This window comes from Actibacterium sp. EMB200-NS6, assembly GCF_001305615.1.
In the GTDB taxonomy this organism is placed as follows: Bacteria; Pseudomonadota; Alphaproteobacteria; order Rhodobacterales; family Rhodobacteraceae; genus Actibacterium_A; species Actibacterium_A naphthalenivorans.
Genome location: NZ_CP010869.1, coordinates 2,972,794 through 2,991,055, shown reverse-complemented (window position 1 = coordinate 2,991,055; position 18,262 = coordinate 2,972,794). Strand labels below are relative to the sequence as shown.

General features: G+C 54.6%; 16 protein-coding genes. 6 read left to right on the top strand and 10 right to left on the bottom strand.

From position 1 onward, the window contains the following. Positions 1 to 7 precede the first annotated feature (7 nt). Complete coding sequence (locus TQ29_RS14510) at positions 8 to 823, bottom strand: metallophosphoesterase (RefSeq protein WP_054539740.1); 816 nt, start codon at positions 821 to 823, stop codon at positions 8 to 10. A 231-nt stretch (positions 824 to 1,054) separates the two neighbouring features. Here TQ29_RS14510 and mobC point away from each other — a divergent pair, with 231 nt between their 5' ends. Further along, the gene (gene mobC / locus TQ29_RS14505) at positions 1,055 to 1,483 is read left to right on the top strand and encodes a plasmid mobilization relaxosome protein MobC (protein ID WP_054539739.1); all 429 of its coding nucleotides are present in this window, start codon (positions 1,055 to 1,057) and stop codon (positions 1,481 to 1,483) included. Continuing rightward, on the top strand, positions 1,480 to 2,901 hold the full coding sequence (locus tag TQ29_RS14500) for a relaxase/mobilization nuclease domain-containing protein (RefSeq protein WP_054539738.1): 1,422 nt from the start codon (positions 1,480 to 1,482) through the stop codon (positions 2,899 to 2,901). The genes mobC and TQ29_RS14500 overlap by 4 nt, the downstream gene beginning before the upstream one ends. A 40-nt stretch (positions 2,902 to 2,941) precedes the next feature. Here TQ29_RS14500 and TQ29_RS20750 read toward each other — a convergent pair whose 3' ends face one another. Both TQ29_RS20750 and TQ29_RS14495 read right to left on the bottom strand, forming a co-directional pair. Beyond that, positions 2,942 to 3,361, bottom strand: coding sequence for a hypothetical protein (locus TQ29_RS20750; protein WP_157445603.1), 420 nt, complete (start codon positions 3,359 to 3,361; stop codon positions 2,942 to 2,944). Next, positions 3,358 to 3,594, bottom strand: coding sequence for a hypothetical protein (locus TQ29_RS14495; protein WP_054539737.1), 237 nt, complete (start codon positions 3,592 to 3,594; stop codon positions 3,358 to 3,360). The genes TQ29_RS20750 and TQ29_RS14495 overlap by 4 nt, the downstream gene beginning before the upstream one ends. Positions 3,595 to 4,141: 547 nt before the next feature. Between TQ29_RS14495 and TQ29_RS20375 the strand changes: the two genes are divergently transcribed. Beyond that, complete coding sequence (locus TQ29_RS20375; protein WP_082386667.1) at positions 4,142 to 4,321, top strand: hypothetical protein; 180 nt, start codon at positions 4,142 to 4,144, stop codon at positions 4,319 to 4,321. A gap of 139 nt (positions 4,322 to 4,460) precedes the next feature. Further along, positions 4,461 to 5,387: a hypothetical protein gene (locus tag TQ29_RS14490; protein ID WP_157445602.1), complete on the top strand. Its 927-nt coding sequence runs from the start codon at positions 4,461 to 4,463 to the stop codon at positions 5,385 to 5,387. Between the two features lie 49 nt (positions 5,388 to 5,436). Here TQ29_RS14490 and TQ29_RS14485 read toward each other — a convergent pair whose 3' ends face one another. Further along, entirely contained in the window at positions 5,437 to 6,345 is a 909-nt protein-coding gene (locus TQ29_RS14485) for an ArdC family protein (protein ID WP_054539735.1), read from the bottom strand. Between the two features lie 774 nt (positions 6,346 to 7,119). On the opposite strand from TQ29_RS14485, the gene TQ29_RS14480 reads away from it, so the two are divergent. After that, on the top strand, positions 7,120 to 8,208 hold the full coding sequence (locus tag TQ29_RS14480; protein WP_162231832.1) for an ImmA/IrrE family metallo-endopeptidase: 1,089 nt from the start codon (positions 7,120 to 7,122) through the stop codon (positions 8,206 to 8,208). Here TQ29_RS14480 and TQ29_RS20745 read toward each other — a convergent pair. The 6 genes from TQ29_RS20745 to TQ29_RS20735 form a co-directional block, all read right to left on the bottom strand. Continuing rightward, the gene (locus TQ29_RS20745; RefSeq protein WP_157445601.1) at positions 8,205 to 9,131 is read right to left on the bottom strand and encodes a hypothetical protein; all 927 of its coding nucleotides are present in this window, start codon (positions 9,129 to 9,131) and stop codon (positions 8,205 to 8,207) included. The genes TQ29_RS14480 and TQ29_RS20745 overlap by 4 nt on opposite strands. Continuing rightward, positions 9,121 to 10,152 carry a thymidylate synthase gene (locus TQ29_RS14470; RefSeq protein ID WP_054539732.1) on the bottom strand — a complete coding sequence of 344 codons (1,032 nt, stop codon included), beginning with the start codon at positions 10,150 to 10,152 and terminating at the stop codon, positions 9,121 to 9,123. Before TQ29_RS14470 ends, TQ29_RS20745 begins: the two co-directional genes overlap by 11 nt. 23 nt (positions 10,153 to 10,175) lie before the next feature. Further along, a complete protein-coding gene (gene hsdR / locus TQ29_RS14465) occupies positions 10,176 to 12,497 on the bottom strand; it encodes an EcoAI/FtnUII family type I restriction enzme subunit R (protein WP_054539731.1) in 2,322 nt (773 codons plus the stop codon). 17 nt (positions 12,498 to 12,514) lie between these two features. Continuing rightward, entirely contained in the window at positions 12,515 to 13,714 is a 1,200-nt protein-coding gene (locus TQ29_RS20910; protein WP_082386665.1) for a restriction endonuclease subunit S, read from the bottom strand. Then, positions 13,711 to 15,159 (bottom strand): N-6 DNA methylase, encoded by a 1,449-nt coding sequence (locus tag TQ29_RS14455; protein WP_054539729.1) that lies wholly within the window; start codon positions 15,157 to 15,159, stop codon positions 13,711 to 13,713. The genes TQ29_RS20910 and TQ29_RS14455 overlap by 4 nt, the downstream gene beginning before the upstream one ends. Before the next feature lie 868 nt (positions 15,160 to 16,027). Further along, positions 16,028 to 17,845, bottom strand: coding sequence for a hypothetical protein (locus tag TQ29_RS20735; RefSeq protein WP_157445600.1), 1,818 nt, complete (start codon positions 17,843 to 17,845; stop codon positions 16,028 to 16,030). A 219-nt stretch (positions 17,846 to 18,064) separates the two neighbouring features. On the opposite strand from TQ29_RS20735, the gene TQ29_RS14450 reads away from it, so the two are divergent. Then, the gene (locus TQ29_RS14450) at positions 18,065 to 18,262 is read left to right on the top strand and encodes a hypothetical protein (protein WP_054539728.1); all 198 of its coding nucleotides are present in this window, start codon (positions 18,065 to 18,067) and stop codon (positions 18,260 to 18,262) included.

Here is an 18,262-nt window from a genome sequence, read left to right as displayed (position 1 = left end):
TCGCGGGTCAGTCTCCGTCGCGGTCCCAGCGGAAAAGCTCCGGGGGTTGGCGGGGGTGGCGATCCAGAAAGTTCTCGTGATGCACGACGACGCCGTCTTCGGTGGCCAGAACCACGCCGATCTGCCCCGGCCCCTCCAGCCGGGGGATGGAATCGAGCGGCCCGTGCAGCTGCGGGAAGATATTGTAGTGGCAGCCCGAGATGGTGGTGAACGGAATCCCGCGATAGCTGCCGGCCGTAGACATGTGCACATGGCCCGAGATCACCTGACGCACATCGCCATGCGCGTTCAGCGCGGCGGCGAAGCGCGGCTTGTCGCGCAGATTGATGAAATCGGTCGGCACGCCGAGATCGGCGATGGCGTGATGCACAACGACGATGACCGGGCGACCCCGCGCCGCATCCAGCCGGTTGGCCAGCCAATCATATTGCGCATCCGACAGCGCGCCCTCATGGGTGCCTTCCACAAGCGTATCCAGAACCAGCACGCGGTAGCCGCCGGCGTCGATCACATGATCCGCACAGCCGGTTTCGGCAAGGTACCCCGCGCCGAACACATCGGCGAAGCTGCCGCGATCGTCATGGTTTCCAAGCGTCAGAACAGGGCGAAGCCGGAGCGCGGGCAGCATCTCGGACAGGCGGGCATAGGCGGCGGGATCGCCATGATCGGCCAGATCGCCCGCGAGGATGCAGAATTCTGCGTCGTGGTGATGCGCGTTGATATGCTCGATCGCCATCCGCAGCCGGACCGACGTGTCGATCCCGTGGCTGAGCTTGCCTTCCGGCACGAGGTGAAGATCCGACACGACGATGAATTTCAGCACTTCTGGCTCTCCCGCGGATGCCGTGTGATGTTAGGGGAGCGGGCGGGCAGGGCCAAGGCCGCGCATGCCCGGAACAACAGAAATGCCCCTGCCGTTCAGGGCGCTCCGTTTTCTCCGGAAAAGGCGGGATGGTGCAGTTACAGAGAGATAGTTTGAACTCTCTGTTTGACGTCCTTCTCGAATGGGAAACCCATCTCGCACAACATGATCCAAGCGATCTGAGGTGCGACGATGAGCACATCAGGCAATAAATTCAATGCGATAGCGAGAAAGCAGGCAAAGAAGAAGCCCGCACCATTCTCGCTGCGCCTGACTTTCGAGGAAAGAAGCCGCTTGGAGGAACTGGCAGGCGATGAGCCGCTTGGCAGCTACATCAAGCGCAAACTCTTCGACGGGCATGGTGCATCGCACAAGCGTGCCCGCTCAAAGCTGAGACGGCCCGTCAAGGATGATGCAAGCCTGGCAAAGCTTCTGGCTATGCTGGGAAGCTCGCGCATCGCCAACAATCTCAACCAACTCGCCAAGGCTGTGAACATTGGCTCCCTGCCTGTACTGGCTGAAACCGAAAAAGACATCCGCAGCGCCTGCTCGGACGTTGCTGCGATGCGCGAAGAGCTGCTGCGCGCACTCGGGCAGCGGAGCGATGCGGGGGCGTCATGATCCTCAAAGGCTCTCAACGTGGCGGTGCGAAGCAGCTCGGGCTTCATCTCTTGAAGACAACCGAGAACGAGCACGTCGAAATCCATGATGTCAGAGGCTTCATGACCGATGATGTCGTCGGTGCGCTCCGCGAAGCTGAAGCCGTATCGAAAGGCACGAAGTGCCGTCAGTTTCTGTTTTCGGTCTCGCTCAACCCGCCTGAGACCGAATCCGTTCGGATCGAGACCTTCGAACAGGCGATTGCGGCCATCGAAGAAAAACACGGTCTAACTGAACAACCCCGTGTGATCGTTTTCCATGAGAAAGAGGGGCGGCGGCACTGCCATGCTGTGTGGAGCCGGATCGATGCCGAAACCATGACGGCCAAGCCGCTTCCTTTCTTCAAGAATAAGCTGATGGAAGTCTCCAAACAACTCTATCTGGAACATGGCTGGCAGATGCCGAGAGGCTTTGCCAACAACAAGGACCGTGATCCCCGCAACTTCACCCTAACCGAATGGCAGCAAGCCAAACGCGTCGGGCGGCATGCCGGAGACCTCAAAGCCGACATTCAGGAAGCCTGGGCGATCTCGGACAGCCGGAACAGCTTTTCGCATGCGCTCGAAGAGCGGGGGCTTTTCCTAGCGCGCGCTGATCGGCGCGGTCATGTCGCTGTGACGTTCGAAGGTGAAGTCATCTCCATCGCGCGGGCGACAGGCATCAAGGCTAACGACCTCAAATCGCGGCTTGGACAGCCCGAACGCCTACGCAGCGTCGAAGACACCCGCAAGCGGATCGGCGAAGATATCCTGCCGCGTCTCAAATCGCATATAGATGAGGCGCGGGCCAAAGCCAATCAGGACAAAGCGAAGCTCGATGAGCGGCGGCAAGAGTTGGCGCAAGGCCATCTTGATGAACGCGCCAAGCTTGATGCAGGACAGAAAGCCCGAGCCGAAAAAGAGGCACGGCAACGGGCCGAACGGCTGGGCACAGGTATGAAGGGGCTTTGGGATCGCTTGATCGGACAACGCGCCAAAGCACAAAAGCAAAACGAGATGGAAGCCCTGTGGGCGCTGCGGCGTGATCAGGATCAACGGCAGACGATCATCGATGCCCAGCTTCAAGAGCGCCAAAAGCTCCAAGATGAAATCAAGGCCGCGCGGGCGCGGCACGCCCAGGCGCTGCGCGAGATTCATTTTGATGCGACCCACTACCGTTTGATGAAGCGCGGTCAAGAGCCCAAAGCCAAGCCGTCCTTCGAACAGACCCGCCCTCCATCGCTGCAACCGCCAAAAGATCAAAACAAGGTTTGGCTCGATCAACTCCGCGAAAAGACCCCCGAAGCCGCGCGTCACGAGGACCGGACGCAAGAGCGCTTGCGCCGCCTGCGGGAGAACAGGCGCGATCCTCCCGATAGAGGGCCGGAGCCTGAGCGTTAACAGCAAGAAAAAGCGCCGCCAATATTGGCGGCGCAGGTCGCTAAAGCAGATCGAACAAGCTGGCTTGCTGAGGCAGGCTATCCAGCAGGTCAAGATGCGCGAAGTCATTGTAGATATGCGCGTATTTCAGGCTCATCGACATGTGGACGGATTCGCTGCAATTCGGGGTCGGCTCTCGTGAATGGCTTCGGCGATAAGTATGAAGTTCTCGTGCGACTTCGCGGTAGCGCGAGATGTTGTCCTTCAACGACTGCTGCACTTCTGCGCGAATTTTGTGAAGAAACTTTGACCGCTGTGGTTCTGGCTTGGCAGCCGCGTTCAAAATTTCCTCTTGCCTATATCCTTTGTACTCGGCGAGACGTGCCTCAATACGGATAGCCTTCGGTGGTAAAATATCGCCGCCAAGCAGATAGTACCATGGATGACCGGGAGCGTAGCCGCCCGTATCTGGGGCGCTCATGAGCGCCCCGCATCGTTTGCGGTCTCTGGTGCGTCTTCGAGCGGCAGGCGCAGGACGATCCGGCCATTGATCGGACAGGTGTCGAGCTGAAGGGTGTAGCCCCGCCCGTCTTTGTGCCCCCATACGGCCCCGACCTTGTTCCAGAAGGATTTATCGTTTTTGTTGGTGACGTGCCACGCCAGGTAATCGGGCGCGTTGAGCGGTTGGGTCTGGTTGGTGTTTTCGCGTGCCATGGTTTGTCTCCTTTGCTTGGGTTGGCTTGCTAACGCCCTCCCGTCGCGCCGAAGGCAAAGGATCAGGGTTCATGTTCGACACGGCTGTCGAAGACAGGTGGTGCGGGCAGGACATTGAATGCTGAGCCGCATTCGGCCAGGGATTTAAGGGCTCTTGGTGCAAGCCCCCACAGGCAAGGATGATCAGTGCCGCCTCGAAAAACGCGCAGGCCTACCAAACGCCTCCGCGAGCGCACCGGCCTTCTGCGTGTCACCACTTCACCTTCGATAATAAACGCAATGCTTTGAACAAGATCGCGCCGCACTGAGCGCACGGGCGCGTGCCCATCGGCATGACAGCTTCGTGCCGCTCGTTCCGAATGCGTGTCAGCCGTGGCTGCGGTCACGCTCGTCAAACCGGTAGCGGCGTGCTTCAAACGCTGTTCTCCAACTAATCCAAGAGAGTCTATCCCGATCCATCAGGGCCTTCATGGGCCATGGATGATGTGTGCGAGGCCGAAAGGCCCTGAGCGGTTCGGGGCCTCCTTGAAACAAAAGGAGGATAGCGATGAAACTCGTTTCACGATTTGAAGCGGCATCCCGAAGCACAGCAGAATTGCACGGCCTGTTGGCCGAAGCATTCAACGCCTTTTGCGCAGCGCCGCGCAGTAGCGCGGAGCGCTATGATGCTCTTCAGAGCATGCGCAATATCGAAGATGAACTGGCAACACGCTCGCCAGGTCATTAACGGGCTCGCGGCTGGCCTATCGGTCAGCCGCACTCCACTCATAAACTGTTGTCTTTGCAAGCTAATTCACCTAGATTAAGCTTCTTTTGGATCGACACATTTGCAGTTGAAAAAGACGAGGCCTCCGAAGATGGGACGAATGAAAGACTATATGATCGACAATGTCCTGAATGCTCAAAGGTGGGTGTCGAGAGTACAGTTTACTTGTCCTGCTTGCGGACATGATAACCATCAGGATGTTGATGTGCCCGAGCCAAATTATATGGCCGAAAAGTCCAGCGAAATGACCTCCGAAGGTGAAGCCGAGTTGTATTGCGAGGGATGCGAAAATTTATTTTCTGCCGATGTTTGGGCAGGACCGGCCCATTGCGATATGACGATTCGAGAGTACGAAAGCACCCATGTCAGTTGCGATCCGCCGGGCTATGATAGGCCGCCGGAAGAATGGTTGGATGACTGGGAGATACCCGAGCATCCGAAAGATGTATTTGACCTGAACGCCGACGAACTGCGTGAAATCATCAAAGCGCAGGCCTGCGAATCTGGGGGAGCATTGATCAACCGCATGATATTTGCGCAGATATTGACATTCCTCGAAGCCTATTTCTGCGACAATTTGATCAAGGGTTTGCGAGAACATCCAGCTTTACTTGTTTCATTCTCGGAGAAGGACGGTGCAATCAAAGATGCAAGTATAGCCGCTTCTAGTGTCCTGCGTGACCCAAATGCAGTGCAAAACTGGATTGAATATAATCTAAAGAACCGGCTCTATCACCAGTTCGGCAGCGGAAAGAAGGACAAAGGCGGCAAGGAAAAACCAGAGGGTGTTGTGTTGTGGTACGCGATGGCCTTTGGGTTTAGACTAACGCCTACTGATGCTGATTTGGCGGCACTTCGGGATTATGCAGCGCTACGCCATGATTGTGTGCATAGAAATGGTGAAACCAAGGACGGAAAGAAGCTTGTCCAATTCGATAAACCTTATTTGCAGGATGCCCTTGATACCGCAATACGTATCGTCGCGCATATAGATAAAGAAATGCGGACTAATGAGAAAGCAGAGTGACTTTGGCTGGCGAAATCGCCAGCCAAAAGATTTTCATTGAACTTTGTCTCTATGCGGCGACTTCTTCCTTGCTGTCCGCCTCGACCATCGGCTGGCATCCGTGCAGGAAATCCGCCGCACGCTGCGCATGGGAGGCAGCGTTGAAAATCGCCCGCTTGTCATCCTTCAGCACTTTCAGCCAGCTTTGAATATAGGCGGCGTGATCGGTGCCGGGTTCGGGGGTCAGCTCGAGATCGGCGCACAGGAACGCTGCGCCCAGCTCGGCGACCAGCTCTTCGCGCGCGTAGCCTTCATCGCCCCAACGCTTGCGCCCGAATTCACGATCAAGGCGGCTCTTGTGCTTGGTCCAATGCGTCAGTTCATGGGCAAGGGTCGCGTAGTAGGCTTCGGGGCTGCGGAAGCTCTCAAATATCGGCATCTGCACATGATCGCTACCGCCCGCATAATGAGCGCTGTTCCCACCATGGCGGATATCCGCGCCGACATGCCCGAAAAACTCTTCGGCGTGATCGATGCGCGTGGCCGGATCAATCACAGGTTCGGGCGTGGCATAGTAGTGCTCGGGCAAGCCTTCGATCTGCTCGACATTGAACACGCTGTATCCCTTCATGAAGGGGATTTTGCGTTCTTCCTCGCTGCTGTCGTCCTGCTCTTCGGTCTTGGTGATGGTGTTGGCATAGACCACCAGATTACCGCGCTCGCCTTTCTTCACATGCGCGCCAAGCTCCTTGGCCTGTTTGAAGGTCATCCAGAACGGGGAGAGATACCCCGACTCCACGGCTGCGCCCCACAGCATCAGGATGTTGATGCCGTTATAGGGCACGCCATTGTGCCGCAGGGGCTTGGTAATCTTGCCTTCAAGGTTGCCGCTGCTCCAAGGCTTGAGCCAAGTCAGCTCGCCCTGCTCCAGATCGGCAATAATCTTGTTGGTCACTCTTTCATAAATATCGGTTTTCATTGGCTTTCCCCTTTCGTCGGGTAGTCGGTTGCGCATGCAACCGGACTAGGCCCGCGCCAATGAGCGGGGGGAGACCGTCACAGACCGCAGACAGCGGAGGGGGATCGCCCGTCCTGCACAAACGAAGTGCGGAAGGACGGGGAGACCGCTGGCTGCGCCCGAAGCCATAGCAAAGGGGCTTGGTCTTGACGGAGGACGGGCCTGCAAGGCCCCAATGAAAGGAAAAAGTGTCAGCCGTTCACGGCTGGCTATAGCTGCGCAAGGGATGGAAGCCGCAGGGCCGAGACCGCCAAAGGCGGGCTCGGTTCACGACAGCCCGACCCGCAAAGGGTGCGCCAAAATCTGAATTTTGCCTTGCCTTTAAGCATGGCTCACGTTGAGGTGACACTGAGGACAGTACACAGATTTGGACCATGCGATGCTTGACCCTTGGTCATTGGCTAATCTATTAATAATAAAGAAAAAGAGAGAGCCATTTGTTGATTTCGTACAATTCAGAACTGCTTCAGGAGATTTGCTTTCGCACACCGACTGCTATACAATATTTGGGTGAGGAGGCGGCAGCATCTTTACAGGCACGGCATTCAGATATTCAGGCCGCGAGCAGTGTCCACGAGCTCCTGGTCGGTCAGGTTTTAATCGATGCAAATCGATGCACTTTGGAAATGCCAAGCCTTCTTTCAATCCAGATGGTGCCAAACTATCCAGCCTTGGTGGATGGATCACAATATGACTGGTCAACAGTCGCTCGGGTCAAGCTCATGGGGATCAACGATGTCAGGTAATGAATTAATGGAGAAGCCGGATTGGGTATCACCACCCGGCCATACAATAATTTCTCTTTTGGAACAGAACGAACTGACCGTTGAAGATTTTGCCGAACGTATCGGTCACACGAAAAGTGTCACCCAAAAGCTGTTGGACGGCAAGCATGCGATTGATGTCCAATTGGCAAGGCAACTCACGGACGTCTTTGGCGCTTCCGAGAGTTTCTGGATGGCACGGGAGCATGACTATCGTGCCAGCATGGAGCTACCGGAGAAGGTCAGCGTAAACAGCTTCGAAGACCTAATCAGCACATTGCCCCTGGCTGACATGAAGAAATTCGGCTGGATTGAAAATGTCAGGAGCCGGGAGGATAAGATTGCCGAAAGTATGGAGTTTTTCGGTGTGTCGACGATAGCGCAGTGGCAGGGGCGATACGAGAACGCGTTTCGCGGCGCAGCTTACCGCCGCGCGACGGCCTATGCCTCCTGTGAAATCGCAACAACAGCATGGCTCCGCCAAGGTGAAATAGAAACACAAGCCGACGAGGTTGCCGAATGGTCGCCCGAACAGCTTAGGCGTGAACTCGACGGGTTTCGACGGCTGACTTGGTATAAGAGCCCTTCGCTGTTCTTGCCCAAGCTCAAAGAGGGACTGGCCAGAGCCGGTGTAAAATTCGCAATCGTAAGAGCGCCAAAAGGATGCTCGGCTAGCGGTGCGGTAAGGATATTGGCTGACGACACACCGCATATCCAGTTGAGCTTTAGGTACTTATCCGATGATCAGTTCTGGTTCTCGCTGTTTCATGAGATCGGCCACCTACTTTTGCACTTTGACAAAATGCCAATCCTCGAAAACTCGGACCTGCAGGAAGAAGAATGCGAGAGCGAAGCCAATGAATTCGCATCTCATGTAATTGTCCCCATGATGCACCAGGAAGAGCTTTTCGGGCTCGCCTCATCAAAGTCGCTCATCATAGATTTTGCCAAGAAGATCGGTATCGCTCCCGGTTTGATTGTCGGTCAGCTTCAACACGCCAGGATCATTGGCTTCAATCAAATGCAGCACCTCAAACGGCGATATCGTTGGGTAAACTAGCCATTGAAATAGATATAGTTATCGGGACTCTTCTGCCAATTGCACAGTGAATCCTCAATGACTTGAGCGCTCACGTTCAAATGCGTCGCCAAATCGACGCAAGCGTCCTCCAGTTGAGATACGTTGAGCGCATTTCCGAACAGCAACTGTGCCCCTGATTTCGGTCCGGTAGCTTCTTTGATATACCCCTTGTCTGGAAAGATCGGTGCGATCTGTAGATTGCTGAGATTGCAAAGCAAATCGAACTTCCCAAGCCTGCCCATCTTGGCGACATTGTTCAGGTCTTTATAGAGAAATGCGAAAACCTCTTGTGGGTTCTGACCAACACTCGCCTGAGCGCTTTGTATGAGCGCGGCATGTGAGCCATGAGCATTGATCCACTCAATGTAAGTGGCCACGGCGTGTCCAGTGCCTTTCGGTCCGGGCTTCAAGGTTTCATACTTTCGATGGTTTCCAAAACGCCTTGATCTGCCGGCACTTGTGACATGGGGATAGTTGGCTTGAAGCCAGTTGGCTATCGCCTGCGGGTTCTGGCTGACGGCGTTCCAATCCCAAACGCCTCCTTGCCCGAACCTGCCATAGATGTCTTCGGTTAGGTTCCAACCGTCATGCTTGTGCTTCCCGAAATGTGTCGCCAGGTAAACAAGCCAGTAGGCTTCATCAATTTGACCTGCCTTGTGCAGGGCTGCCGCACCAGCCAAAGGTTGAAAACTCCCTGAGTAAGGTGTGTATAAACTGGCAGAGCTTGAGCGGATCGAGATTTGAAGCAAATACTCTGTTCGCCGAATGCTATCGATGATCTGTGCGATTAGGGTAGATTTACGGCTGGCGTTGTTCATGCCAACCAGAGGAATTTGGTTGGCCGAAAAATAATCGAGCTGTGTAGAAATTTGATTGGTTCTAGCTTGATCTTTAATTCGCATTGGACTGCTCTTCGCCTAAATCAAGTTTATCTTGCACCAACACTTTCGCGTCACCTTTCGGTAGAATCTGTGGGCGCTTGATGAAAAAATTACGATAAAATGGGTCGCCGATCTGCGCGAAGTTATCTTCGCGAACCTTGGTTCCTCTCTTATAACGCGAGTCCGCGCACCTTAGAAGAACCAAAGAAAGATCGCGCCAGTACTGGGGCAGTGAAATCTGTCTTGCGTCGGAAATCTTCCCCTGACGAATGGCACGCTCTACTTCCAAAAAGTCCGCGAGGTTATCCATCTGACATCCCGAAGGCATCTTCGGCATAGCAAACACTGGATTCTGAAACCCCTCGCCCAGATAGGCTGCCACAGATTCCTGATCGTTTTCATACAGGTGCAAGCTCGTTGCGAAATGATGGTAGTCGCCAACCCTGATTTCAAGAGAACGCGCCACAAGTTCTTGTATCATCGTGAAGCAAAAGACATCGTGAGGAAATCCGAGATAAGCATCGTTTGAGCGCATCATTGCCACGAGGTGCAGACGCTCGCGCCTTCGAATAAACTGTAGGCTGATTGTGCAGGGGGCTTCTTTCTGGCTGGGTTCTAGATCTGAGGACTCGAGAAGCGTGATAGCAGCGCGGCGCGTATCAGGTTTCTTTCGCAGCTTCTCAATTACTCGATTTATCTGGTCGATATTGTAGCCAAACTCGCCTGTTCCTTTAAGGCGTGGACCATACGCTTCTTGAATGGAGCCAGTCGCATCTTTCGGGGGATAGTCTTTTAGATAGAAGCGAATAAAGTCGAGGTCGGCGCTTCCGCTCATGTACCAGCAAAACTCCGCAAGAGCAGAGATGAGCATACCGCGTGTCGCTGTCGCACTTATCCTTGCGCGGGGGTCTTTCAGGACAATCTTCTGCCCAAGTAAATCCTGCCCCTTACCCTTGCTGGCCTCGAAGGTATCCGTACTATTCGTAAGCTCCCCATAGAGCTTTCTGAGTATTTCATCTAAGTATCGTCCTTCAATTACCATACAGTATCATTACCCTTGGCGCTTTAGTCGCTATAAAGCGTTCCCTGCATTTCACGAAAAGCGGTCTTGATCGCATCAAGCCCGCCCAGCTTCGCCTTACCCTCACTCACGCTGCCGTATCGCGCAGTCAGGAATGTACCTAGTTTCTTTGTTCTTAGTTCGCTCTCGCCCCGTTCTTCATAGGCCGCAAGAATGGCCAGGAGCAGTGCCTTTGTTTCTTCTGCCGTTTGACCTAAACCATCCCGTCGAACGTTGTCGGCGCGCTCGTTTCTCGTCTTCGGCGGATTGGTGAACAGGATGTAACTAAGCACATCGAACAGATCGCTGTCGGGTGCGTCGACAAGCCTGCGGATGTCATCAAGGCGGTCACGATCATACCCCCGATCAGAAAGCTGCTCCAAGAAGCGCTCGCGGTTGTCAGGGTCGCTCCAGACAGCGCGGAGTTGGTCTTCGTCTGCTACGATGCCCGCCAGATCACCGAACAGCCGCTCCAGGAATTCTTGCGCTGAAATCGGTTTTCCTTCGGGGCTCCAGTAAGTTGTGGATGCGATGTACTTGATCCTGCGCACGCTGCCGTCTGAAAGCTTCACTACGATTTTTTCCTGCGGAGGTTCAGGGCCTTCACCACCGCCTGGCGGTTCTTCCGGGCCTGGTTCCGGTCCGGTAGGTGGTGTGCGTGGCCCCTTGGGTTCCTCGGGTTCAAGCGGCTCACCGTCCCATTCGGGATCGTTGAAATTCTCGTGCGCCTTCACAAAATCCCAGATTGTGAAGAAGTCTTTGCCTTCATAGGTGCGTGTCCCGCGCCCGATGATCTGCTTAAACTCGATCATAGAGCGGATCGGACGCATCAAGACAATGTGGCGGATGTTTCGAGCATCAACGCCTGTCGAGAGTTTCTGCGAGGTTGTCAGTACAGTCGGGATCGTTTTATCGTTATCTTGGAAATCACGAAGGTGCTGTTCACCGACTGTGCCGTCGTCGGCAGTGACCCGGTGACAATAGTTCGGATTGGTGCTGCCCTTCACCTGATTGATCAGGTCACGCACAAGCGCCGCATGATCTTGGGTGGCACAAAAAACCAACGTCTTTTGACGCTGATCAATCTGGCTCATGAATTCCTTCACGCGGCTGAGCTCTCGCTCTTCAATGATGATCCGCGTGTTGAAGTCGCCTTCGGTGAAGGCTTCCCCCTCTTCAACAGCACCCGCGATCAGGTCGTCGCTTCCATCATAGACGTATTCATCAATAGTGCTCGCCATCTGGCGCACCTTGAATGGCGTCAGGAATCCGTCCTCGATGCCGTCGCGGAGCGCGTAGGTGTAAATCGGTTCACCGAAATAGGCGTAGGTGTCGGCGTTGTGTTTGCGCTTGGGCGTAGCTGTCAGGCCAAGCTGCGCAGCAGGCTCGAAATACTCCAGCAAGCGCCGCCACTCGCTTTCGTCCTTCGCGCCGCCTCGGTGACATTCATCGATCACGATGAAGTCGAAGAAGTCGGGTGGGTACTGCGTGTATACGGGCTCGCCCTCGCCAGTCATGAAGGTCTGAAAGATTGTGAAGAACAGGCTGGCATTTTTCGGCGGCCTGCCACGGTTCTTGCGGATCGTGTCGGGGTCGATCCTTGTCACCGCATCATTCGGGAAGGCCGAAAAGGCGTTGTAGGCCTGATCGGCGAGGATGTTGCGGTCGGCGAGGAACAGGATGCGCGGACGGCGTACGGGCTCGCCTGTGAGGTTCCATTTCGCCTGGAACAGCTTCCACGCGATCTGGAAGGCGATGGAGGTTTTGCCCGTGCCTGTTGCGAGTGTCAGAAGGATGCGGCGGTCACCCTTGGCGAGGGCCTCAAGCGCGGCGTTGACGGCCTTGTGCTGGTAGTAGCGCAGCTCCCACTTGCCGCCGTCGGTTTCGAAATCCACCGCCCCGAAACGCTCGCGCCAGTCGTTGTGATCGGCAAAGGTGCGGTCCCACAGCTCATCGGGTGTCGGAAAGGGCAAGTCCATGTCGCCCTCGGCCCCATTCGCCATGTCGATCTGATACCAGTTCAGCCCGTTCGAGGCGTAGGCGTAGCGTGACCCCAAGCGGGTGGCGTAGTCCTTGGCTTGCCCCACGCCGCTCCTGTGGCTGACGCCTGCGCGCTTGGCTTCCAGAACGGCGAGCTTCTGGCCTTTGTGAATCAGGACGTAATCGGCAGAGAGCCCTTTGCCTCGCGTACCGCCTGACTGGATGCGCCCAGGGCAGATGACTTCACGCCGAACCTTCGAGCCGTTCTGACCCCAACCCGCCGCCGCAAGGACGGGGTCTATGCGCTCGGCGCGGGTATCGGCTTCGGTTTCGTCGTGAATGCTCATCTTCTTTACTCGTTACGTCATGTTAATTCGCCCGCAAAGGCTTTCTTCAAAAGGGACTGGCGGAGGTCATCAAGGTCGTGGAGCTTCTGTTTAGCCAATTCGACCAAAGTACTGCACGAAATATGCGCTTCGTCGATCACAGTTGCTATGCGTCTTTGAGCCTCCAGCGGCGGAAGCTCGAAACGATATGCGAACATGTGGTTTCGGTTTACTTTTGGCATCCCCGCGCGATCCGAACCTGAAATCGCATACTCTGTGAAATCGTTCCCCAATAGGAGATGAAACAGGAAATCCCTGTCCAGCCTATCGGGCCTGGGCGTCAACGGATAAACGTCCGCGCTGCAAAGACCTTGGAAATCTGGTCTAGCGGCCTTTCTTAAATAAGGCCTGATTTTGCTGTAAAGGACGGTCTTTTCGTCAAAGCGATACTTCCCTGACTTCAACTTCTCTTCACGAGCCGTTTTCACATCAACGAGCTCGTCCGTCCCTGTAATCATGTTTCCTGCGCCGAGATGCAGCAGGTCGGCATATTCATCCTCGCGCGGATCAACGAGACCAGAAGTGATGTCGGCAACTTCCGAGAGAATGACTTCCTCGCGATCCGATCCCGAGGATGCAAGCTCATCTGCCTTGATACTCTCAAACAGCTCCTGCGCATTTTGGAGGTTGGCTTCGGCGTGGGCGCGGGCGCGGGCCAGGCCCTCGAAGGCCTCGTCCAGAACCGCAACAATCCGCTGTTGTTCTTCGAGTGGAGGGAGGGGGATGGAAACGCTTTCAACGAGTCCAATGTTAAGGTTTCTAACAGTTGAACCAGCGGCCAAAGAGTCGAACTGTTGAAATGTCTCGGGAGCGCCTAGGATATGGTATAGAAAGTCTTGATGAACGCGCTTGTAGTCTGGCTCTAGGACGAGCCATCCATCGTGGATACACCCGCTTGTCTTTAGAATGTATGGTCGGCCAAAACTCATTGAGTTTGACAAGAGGAATGCCCCTGGCTCTACAAACCGCGAGCGAGAAATACCGTCCCTAGTGATCTTCTCTTTCGTGCTTTCAATGAAGCGGCCACCGACCTGAGCGTCACCGATCTTGATCCAATTGACACCCTCTGGATCAGTGGTGATGAATTTCTTAATGGGCCTCGGCGAGCCGCCACGAGCAATCTTGCAGAGTTCGCCAAGCTTTACTCGTTCCCAATTCGCGGCAGTCAAATCCTTCACAACATCCCCCGAATGTCTTCGAGGATTTGCGCCATCTCGGCATCCCGCGCAAGTATGTCGGCGATGATCTCTTCGGGGCTGCGTAGCGCCTCGGCCTCAGGCGCATTGGGGTTCTTGACCGACAAATCGTAGGTATTCTCGTCCAGATCGGCGCGGTTCACGATCCAGCTTTTTAGCCCGTTCGAACGGGTGCGTTGCAGCTCGATAAACTCGGCAAGGTCGTCGTCGTTCAGCGGGTTGGTCTTGCCCATGCTGCGCCCCGGATCAAGCTGGTAATACCAGATGTCCCGCGTCGGTGCGCCTTTCTCGAAGAACAGCACCACGGTCTTGACGCCCGCGCCCTGGAAGGTGCCGCCTGGACAATCGAGGATGGTATGCAGCTCCGCCGCTTCCAGCAATTCCTTGCGCAGCGCGACGGAGGCGTTGTCGGTGTTGCTGAGGAAGGTATTCTTGATCACCACGGCGGCGCGCCCGCCTGCCTTCAGCTTGCGGATGAAGTGTTGCAGGAACAGATAGGCCGTCTCGCCTGTGCGGATCGGGAAGTTCTGCTGCACCTCGCGCCGCTCGCCGCCGCCGAAGGGGGGATTGGCGAGGATGATGTCGTGGCGGTCCTTCTCCTGAATATCCATCACGTTCTCATTGAGCGTGTTGGAGTGGATCAGGTTCGGGGCCTCTATCCCGTGCAGGACCATGTTCATGATCCCGATGATGTAGGCGAGCCCCTTCTTCTCCTGCCCGAAGAAGGTCTTGGTTTGCAGGGTTTCGTATTCGGAGGCGGAGAGCTTGTCAGTGCGCAGGTAGTCATAGGCCTCGCAGAGGAAGCCTGCCGAACCGACCGCGCCGTCATAGATCGTCTCGCCGATCTTGGGGGCCGTTACCTTGATCATGGCGCGGATGAGTGGACGCGGCGTGTAGTATTCGCCCCCGTTGCGGCCCGCGTTGCCCATGCGGCGGATGCGAGTTTCGTAAAGCTGGGAAAGCTCGTGCCGTTCGGCCTGGGTGTTGAAGGACAGGCCGTCTACGGCTTCGAGCACGTCACGCAGGATGTAGCCGGAGCGGAACTTGTTGCGGAGTTCCGTGAAGACCTCGCCGATCTTGTATTGGATCGTCTGCGGGCTTGTCGCGGATTGACGGAAAGATGCGAGGTATGGGAATAGCACCTGATCGACGAATTTGATCAGGTCGTCGCCGATGCGAGCAGAGTTGTGGTCAAACTCGCCGTCTTTTTTCGGTGCGGCCCATTTGTCCCAGCGGTACTCACCGTCAATGATCGGGGTGTAGTCTTCGCCGTCGAGTTCGGCGCGATCACTGCGCTCGGCTTCGAGGTCGTGCAGGTATTTCAGGAAAAGAACCCAAGAGGTCTGTTCCACGTAATCCAGCTCGTTAGCGATGCCTTCTTCTGCGCGAAGGTCTCGTTCGATCTTGTTAAATGCATTCTCGTACAATGCGTCCCCTGCCTCTTAGGTGTTGTTGCTTGTCTCAACACTAGCAGGCACATCTGGTGGGTGCATCCGCTTTGATGCATGCCGATGACTTATCCACAGGACCACATGACAAGATTCGGTGTCCAGCGTCACGCTGGCGCGGCTCCAACCTGCGCAAGGTTGGTCGTGGGTATCGGGTTGAGAAAGACCTGATCGGCATCCAAACCGCGCAGGGTTGGTCTCGATGAAATCGTCTCCATGAAATGGTCAGGGGTCTTGGGGGCAGGAACGCCCGCCAAGTCGTTGGGTGCAGGGAGAGCGAAATCTCCCGTGAGTGGGTTTCAAGGGGGTGCGATAGCCTCCTGATCCATGGTTCGGTGCAGGTGGAGAGGGACGTCTCCAAGCCCTGCGAGTGTTTGACCGGCGATACGGTCTGCTGGCTCTGGAATGGGTTCAACACCCTGGAAGAGCCAAGGCCGGAGGGATGCAACGGGAGCGCGCAGCGGGCTCCCTTGCCAAGATTGCGGTGTAGTACACCGCACATCTTGCGGGTGAGAGATATCGACTTGGCTCAGTATCGCAATGACGCTGCATAACTGGTAGCTGAAAGATCGGTCGCAGCGATGTTCACACTCGACTTTGCCAGTTGAACACCCTTACCTAGACTTCATTTGGAACGGAATTCCAACATTGGTGATAGGCGGTGTGGAATTTCATTTATGTCATTGTTGTATTCAGTGTTGAGACTGATCGAATCCCCATCTCCATCCAGCAGAAATCCTAGCACTGGACACTTGGAAATATCAACAGCGCGAATCGGCTAGCTGCTATTTGAATCCGGTTTCATGTGTTCAACCTGCGGCAAATACCTTGGGCTTGCAGCGCTGCATTAGGTGCCGCATATTTCATATACAGGCTGCGTGCTCGTGAGACGCCAGGCTCGCGAATTATTGTCAATGCGTCCGTCAATGGTAGAACGATGAGACTCTTCTTCTCCCGTCAGAGTGATGAGCAAAGCCTTTGCGTTATCATTCGGCAAGTAAAGTGATGTCTGTCCAAATGGACTTGAAAAAAAGGCAATTGCTCGTTGAGGTTTGTGAGCTTGCGTTCTGTTAGATCGCTCTATCAATCCAAAACTGGTAAGTGTGAGTACCGAGCAGCCGGGGTCGTCACTCAAAGAGCATGCGTATCTTGCGGACCACCTATTGACGAGTTGCGGACCATCCATAAGGAGAACGAAAACCAAATTGGGACCGATGCTCCTAAGTACTTCATGACATGGGTCGCTTCGTGCCAAATCTTCACAAATCATTGATGTAAAGGTGGAGTTCTTCCGAAAGGGAAAGAAGTGCATTTCCCGCTGGCCAATGTTGTGAGTTTCCCACCAGTTTACTCGAGGGTCTAGGGACGAAGTGATCGCATAATCAGATAGTTGGCTAGGGGTTAGCATCCACCTATGGTGCTTCTTTCTGCTGCTCAAGATGGCTCTTCGATCAGCTTCCCGCCTCTTTGGTTTTGACTGCGAGGCTTCAGAGTCACTAGAACTGGCTTCAACAAGCTCTTCGTCTGAATCAGACTCTAACTTGTGCCATACACAAGTTAAAACGTGATTTCCGTTAGACTCGCCCCTAGAATCACAGTTATTGCTGCTACCCGCAACGACAAATTCCAAGCATGGTTCAACTCGTTTGAGTTCTTCGCATAGCTTCAAGAAAATATCAAAGCTGAGAGAGTACTCTGGAAAAACCACACCATTTAAACTATCGACGTCCTTTTTTGCACTTCTGGCTAGCCCGGCGACAAGGTCAATTAATTTTTCTGGCTCGGTAAGCCATGTCTGAATTATCTTGAAGTTGGCCCAACCACCTCTCTTGCTGTCGTCGCCGCGATGCATGCTTTCCTTTGGGTCCTGGGCGCTTCTGAACGCTAGCGCGGGAATCTCAAAGGGATACGGGATAATTAAAATATCAATAGGTTTCTCTTTGTCATCGGCCAGCGGCTCCGAAGGAAGATGCCAATGACATCTAACATTGCCGGTTTTGGGCAGAAGTGCTACATTCCTAGAAAAGTTCCGATGTGAGCATCCAGCCGTTGAAACTCTAGTCTTAGGGAACACGTTAGCAAAACCGCCGTTGCAGTTGACTGAGAATGTAGGCGAGCTACCTGCTGAGACATCGAAACCTTCATCATCAAGTTGAGAGCTGCTCTGCTTTCTAGACAGTATTTTTTGATGATGCACGGCAGTCTTCCAGAGGCTTGGCTGCCCTTCGTTCGGCGAGCCCAATCCTTCACACGCTTCGTCCGCGATCACAAATAGTTCATAGCATGCACTCCACCATGTTGGTGGGGAGATGAATTTTGTGGTCGGTCGCATGGGGTGATTGCGGTAGGCCTCCAAGAAGGCTGCCCACTTCTTGGATATCTCACTTGGTATGGTCGTCTTTCCCTCGGAGTTCCACTTCTTGCCTAGGCGGCATAAACCTTCGCGGATGGTTGGTGACAACGTGAACCTCGGAAAACCATCCCTGATAGCATCTGAGTCCGGATCGGGGTCGAAATGGGCGTACGCTCCGGCTGCATCTAACAACGAGGCTGTTACCAAAAACAGATCAGTGGGATACCAAATTGAGAGTGAATCTTGCGTGGTGCTACTTTGGCTTTGCTGCAACAACAGCGATGCAACGTATGAACCTACCGTGTCTTGCATTAACTCTTCCTAAATCGCCGCGCTGATAATTACCCGCGTGGAATGGTTCGCATATCCATAGTTGACTCTCATGATCGAAGTGTGGCAGAATAGCAACATTATATTGCTAACGTATAGCTGGTGTGTTGGAGCCTCACGGTTGACAATACAGTTAGTTGAGCATAGGTCCTGCACACCGCGTCTCGTGGGAGCTGCAAGGTATCGCAAGCGAGTAGATAGATGACTGTATTAATTGATGTAGACTACAGGAAAAAGTTCGTTCAGGCGGCAGATCGTGCTGTTGAGCAGTTGATGGGCGTGAAAAACGAGTTGGACGCTCTAGAGAAAGAACAGGGTAGTCTTACGTCCTACCAGCAAGGCCTCCGCCGCGAGCTAGAGGCGGCAATCGCCCCGAGCGAAGAAGATTTTTCCCTCTGA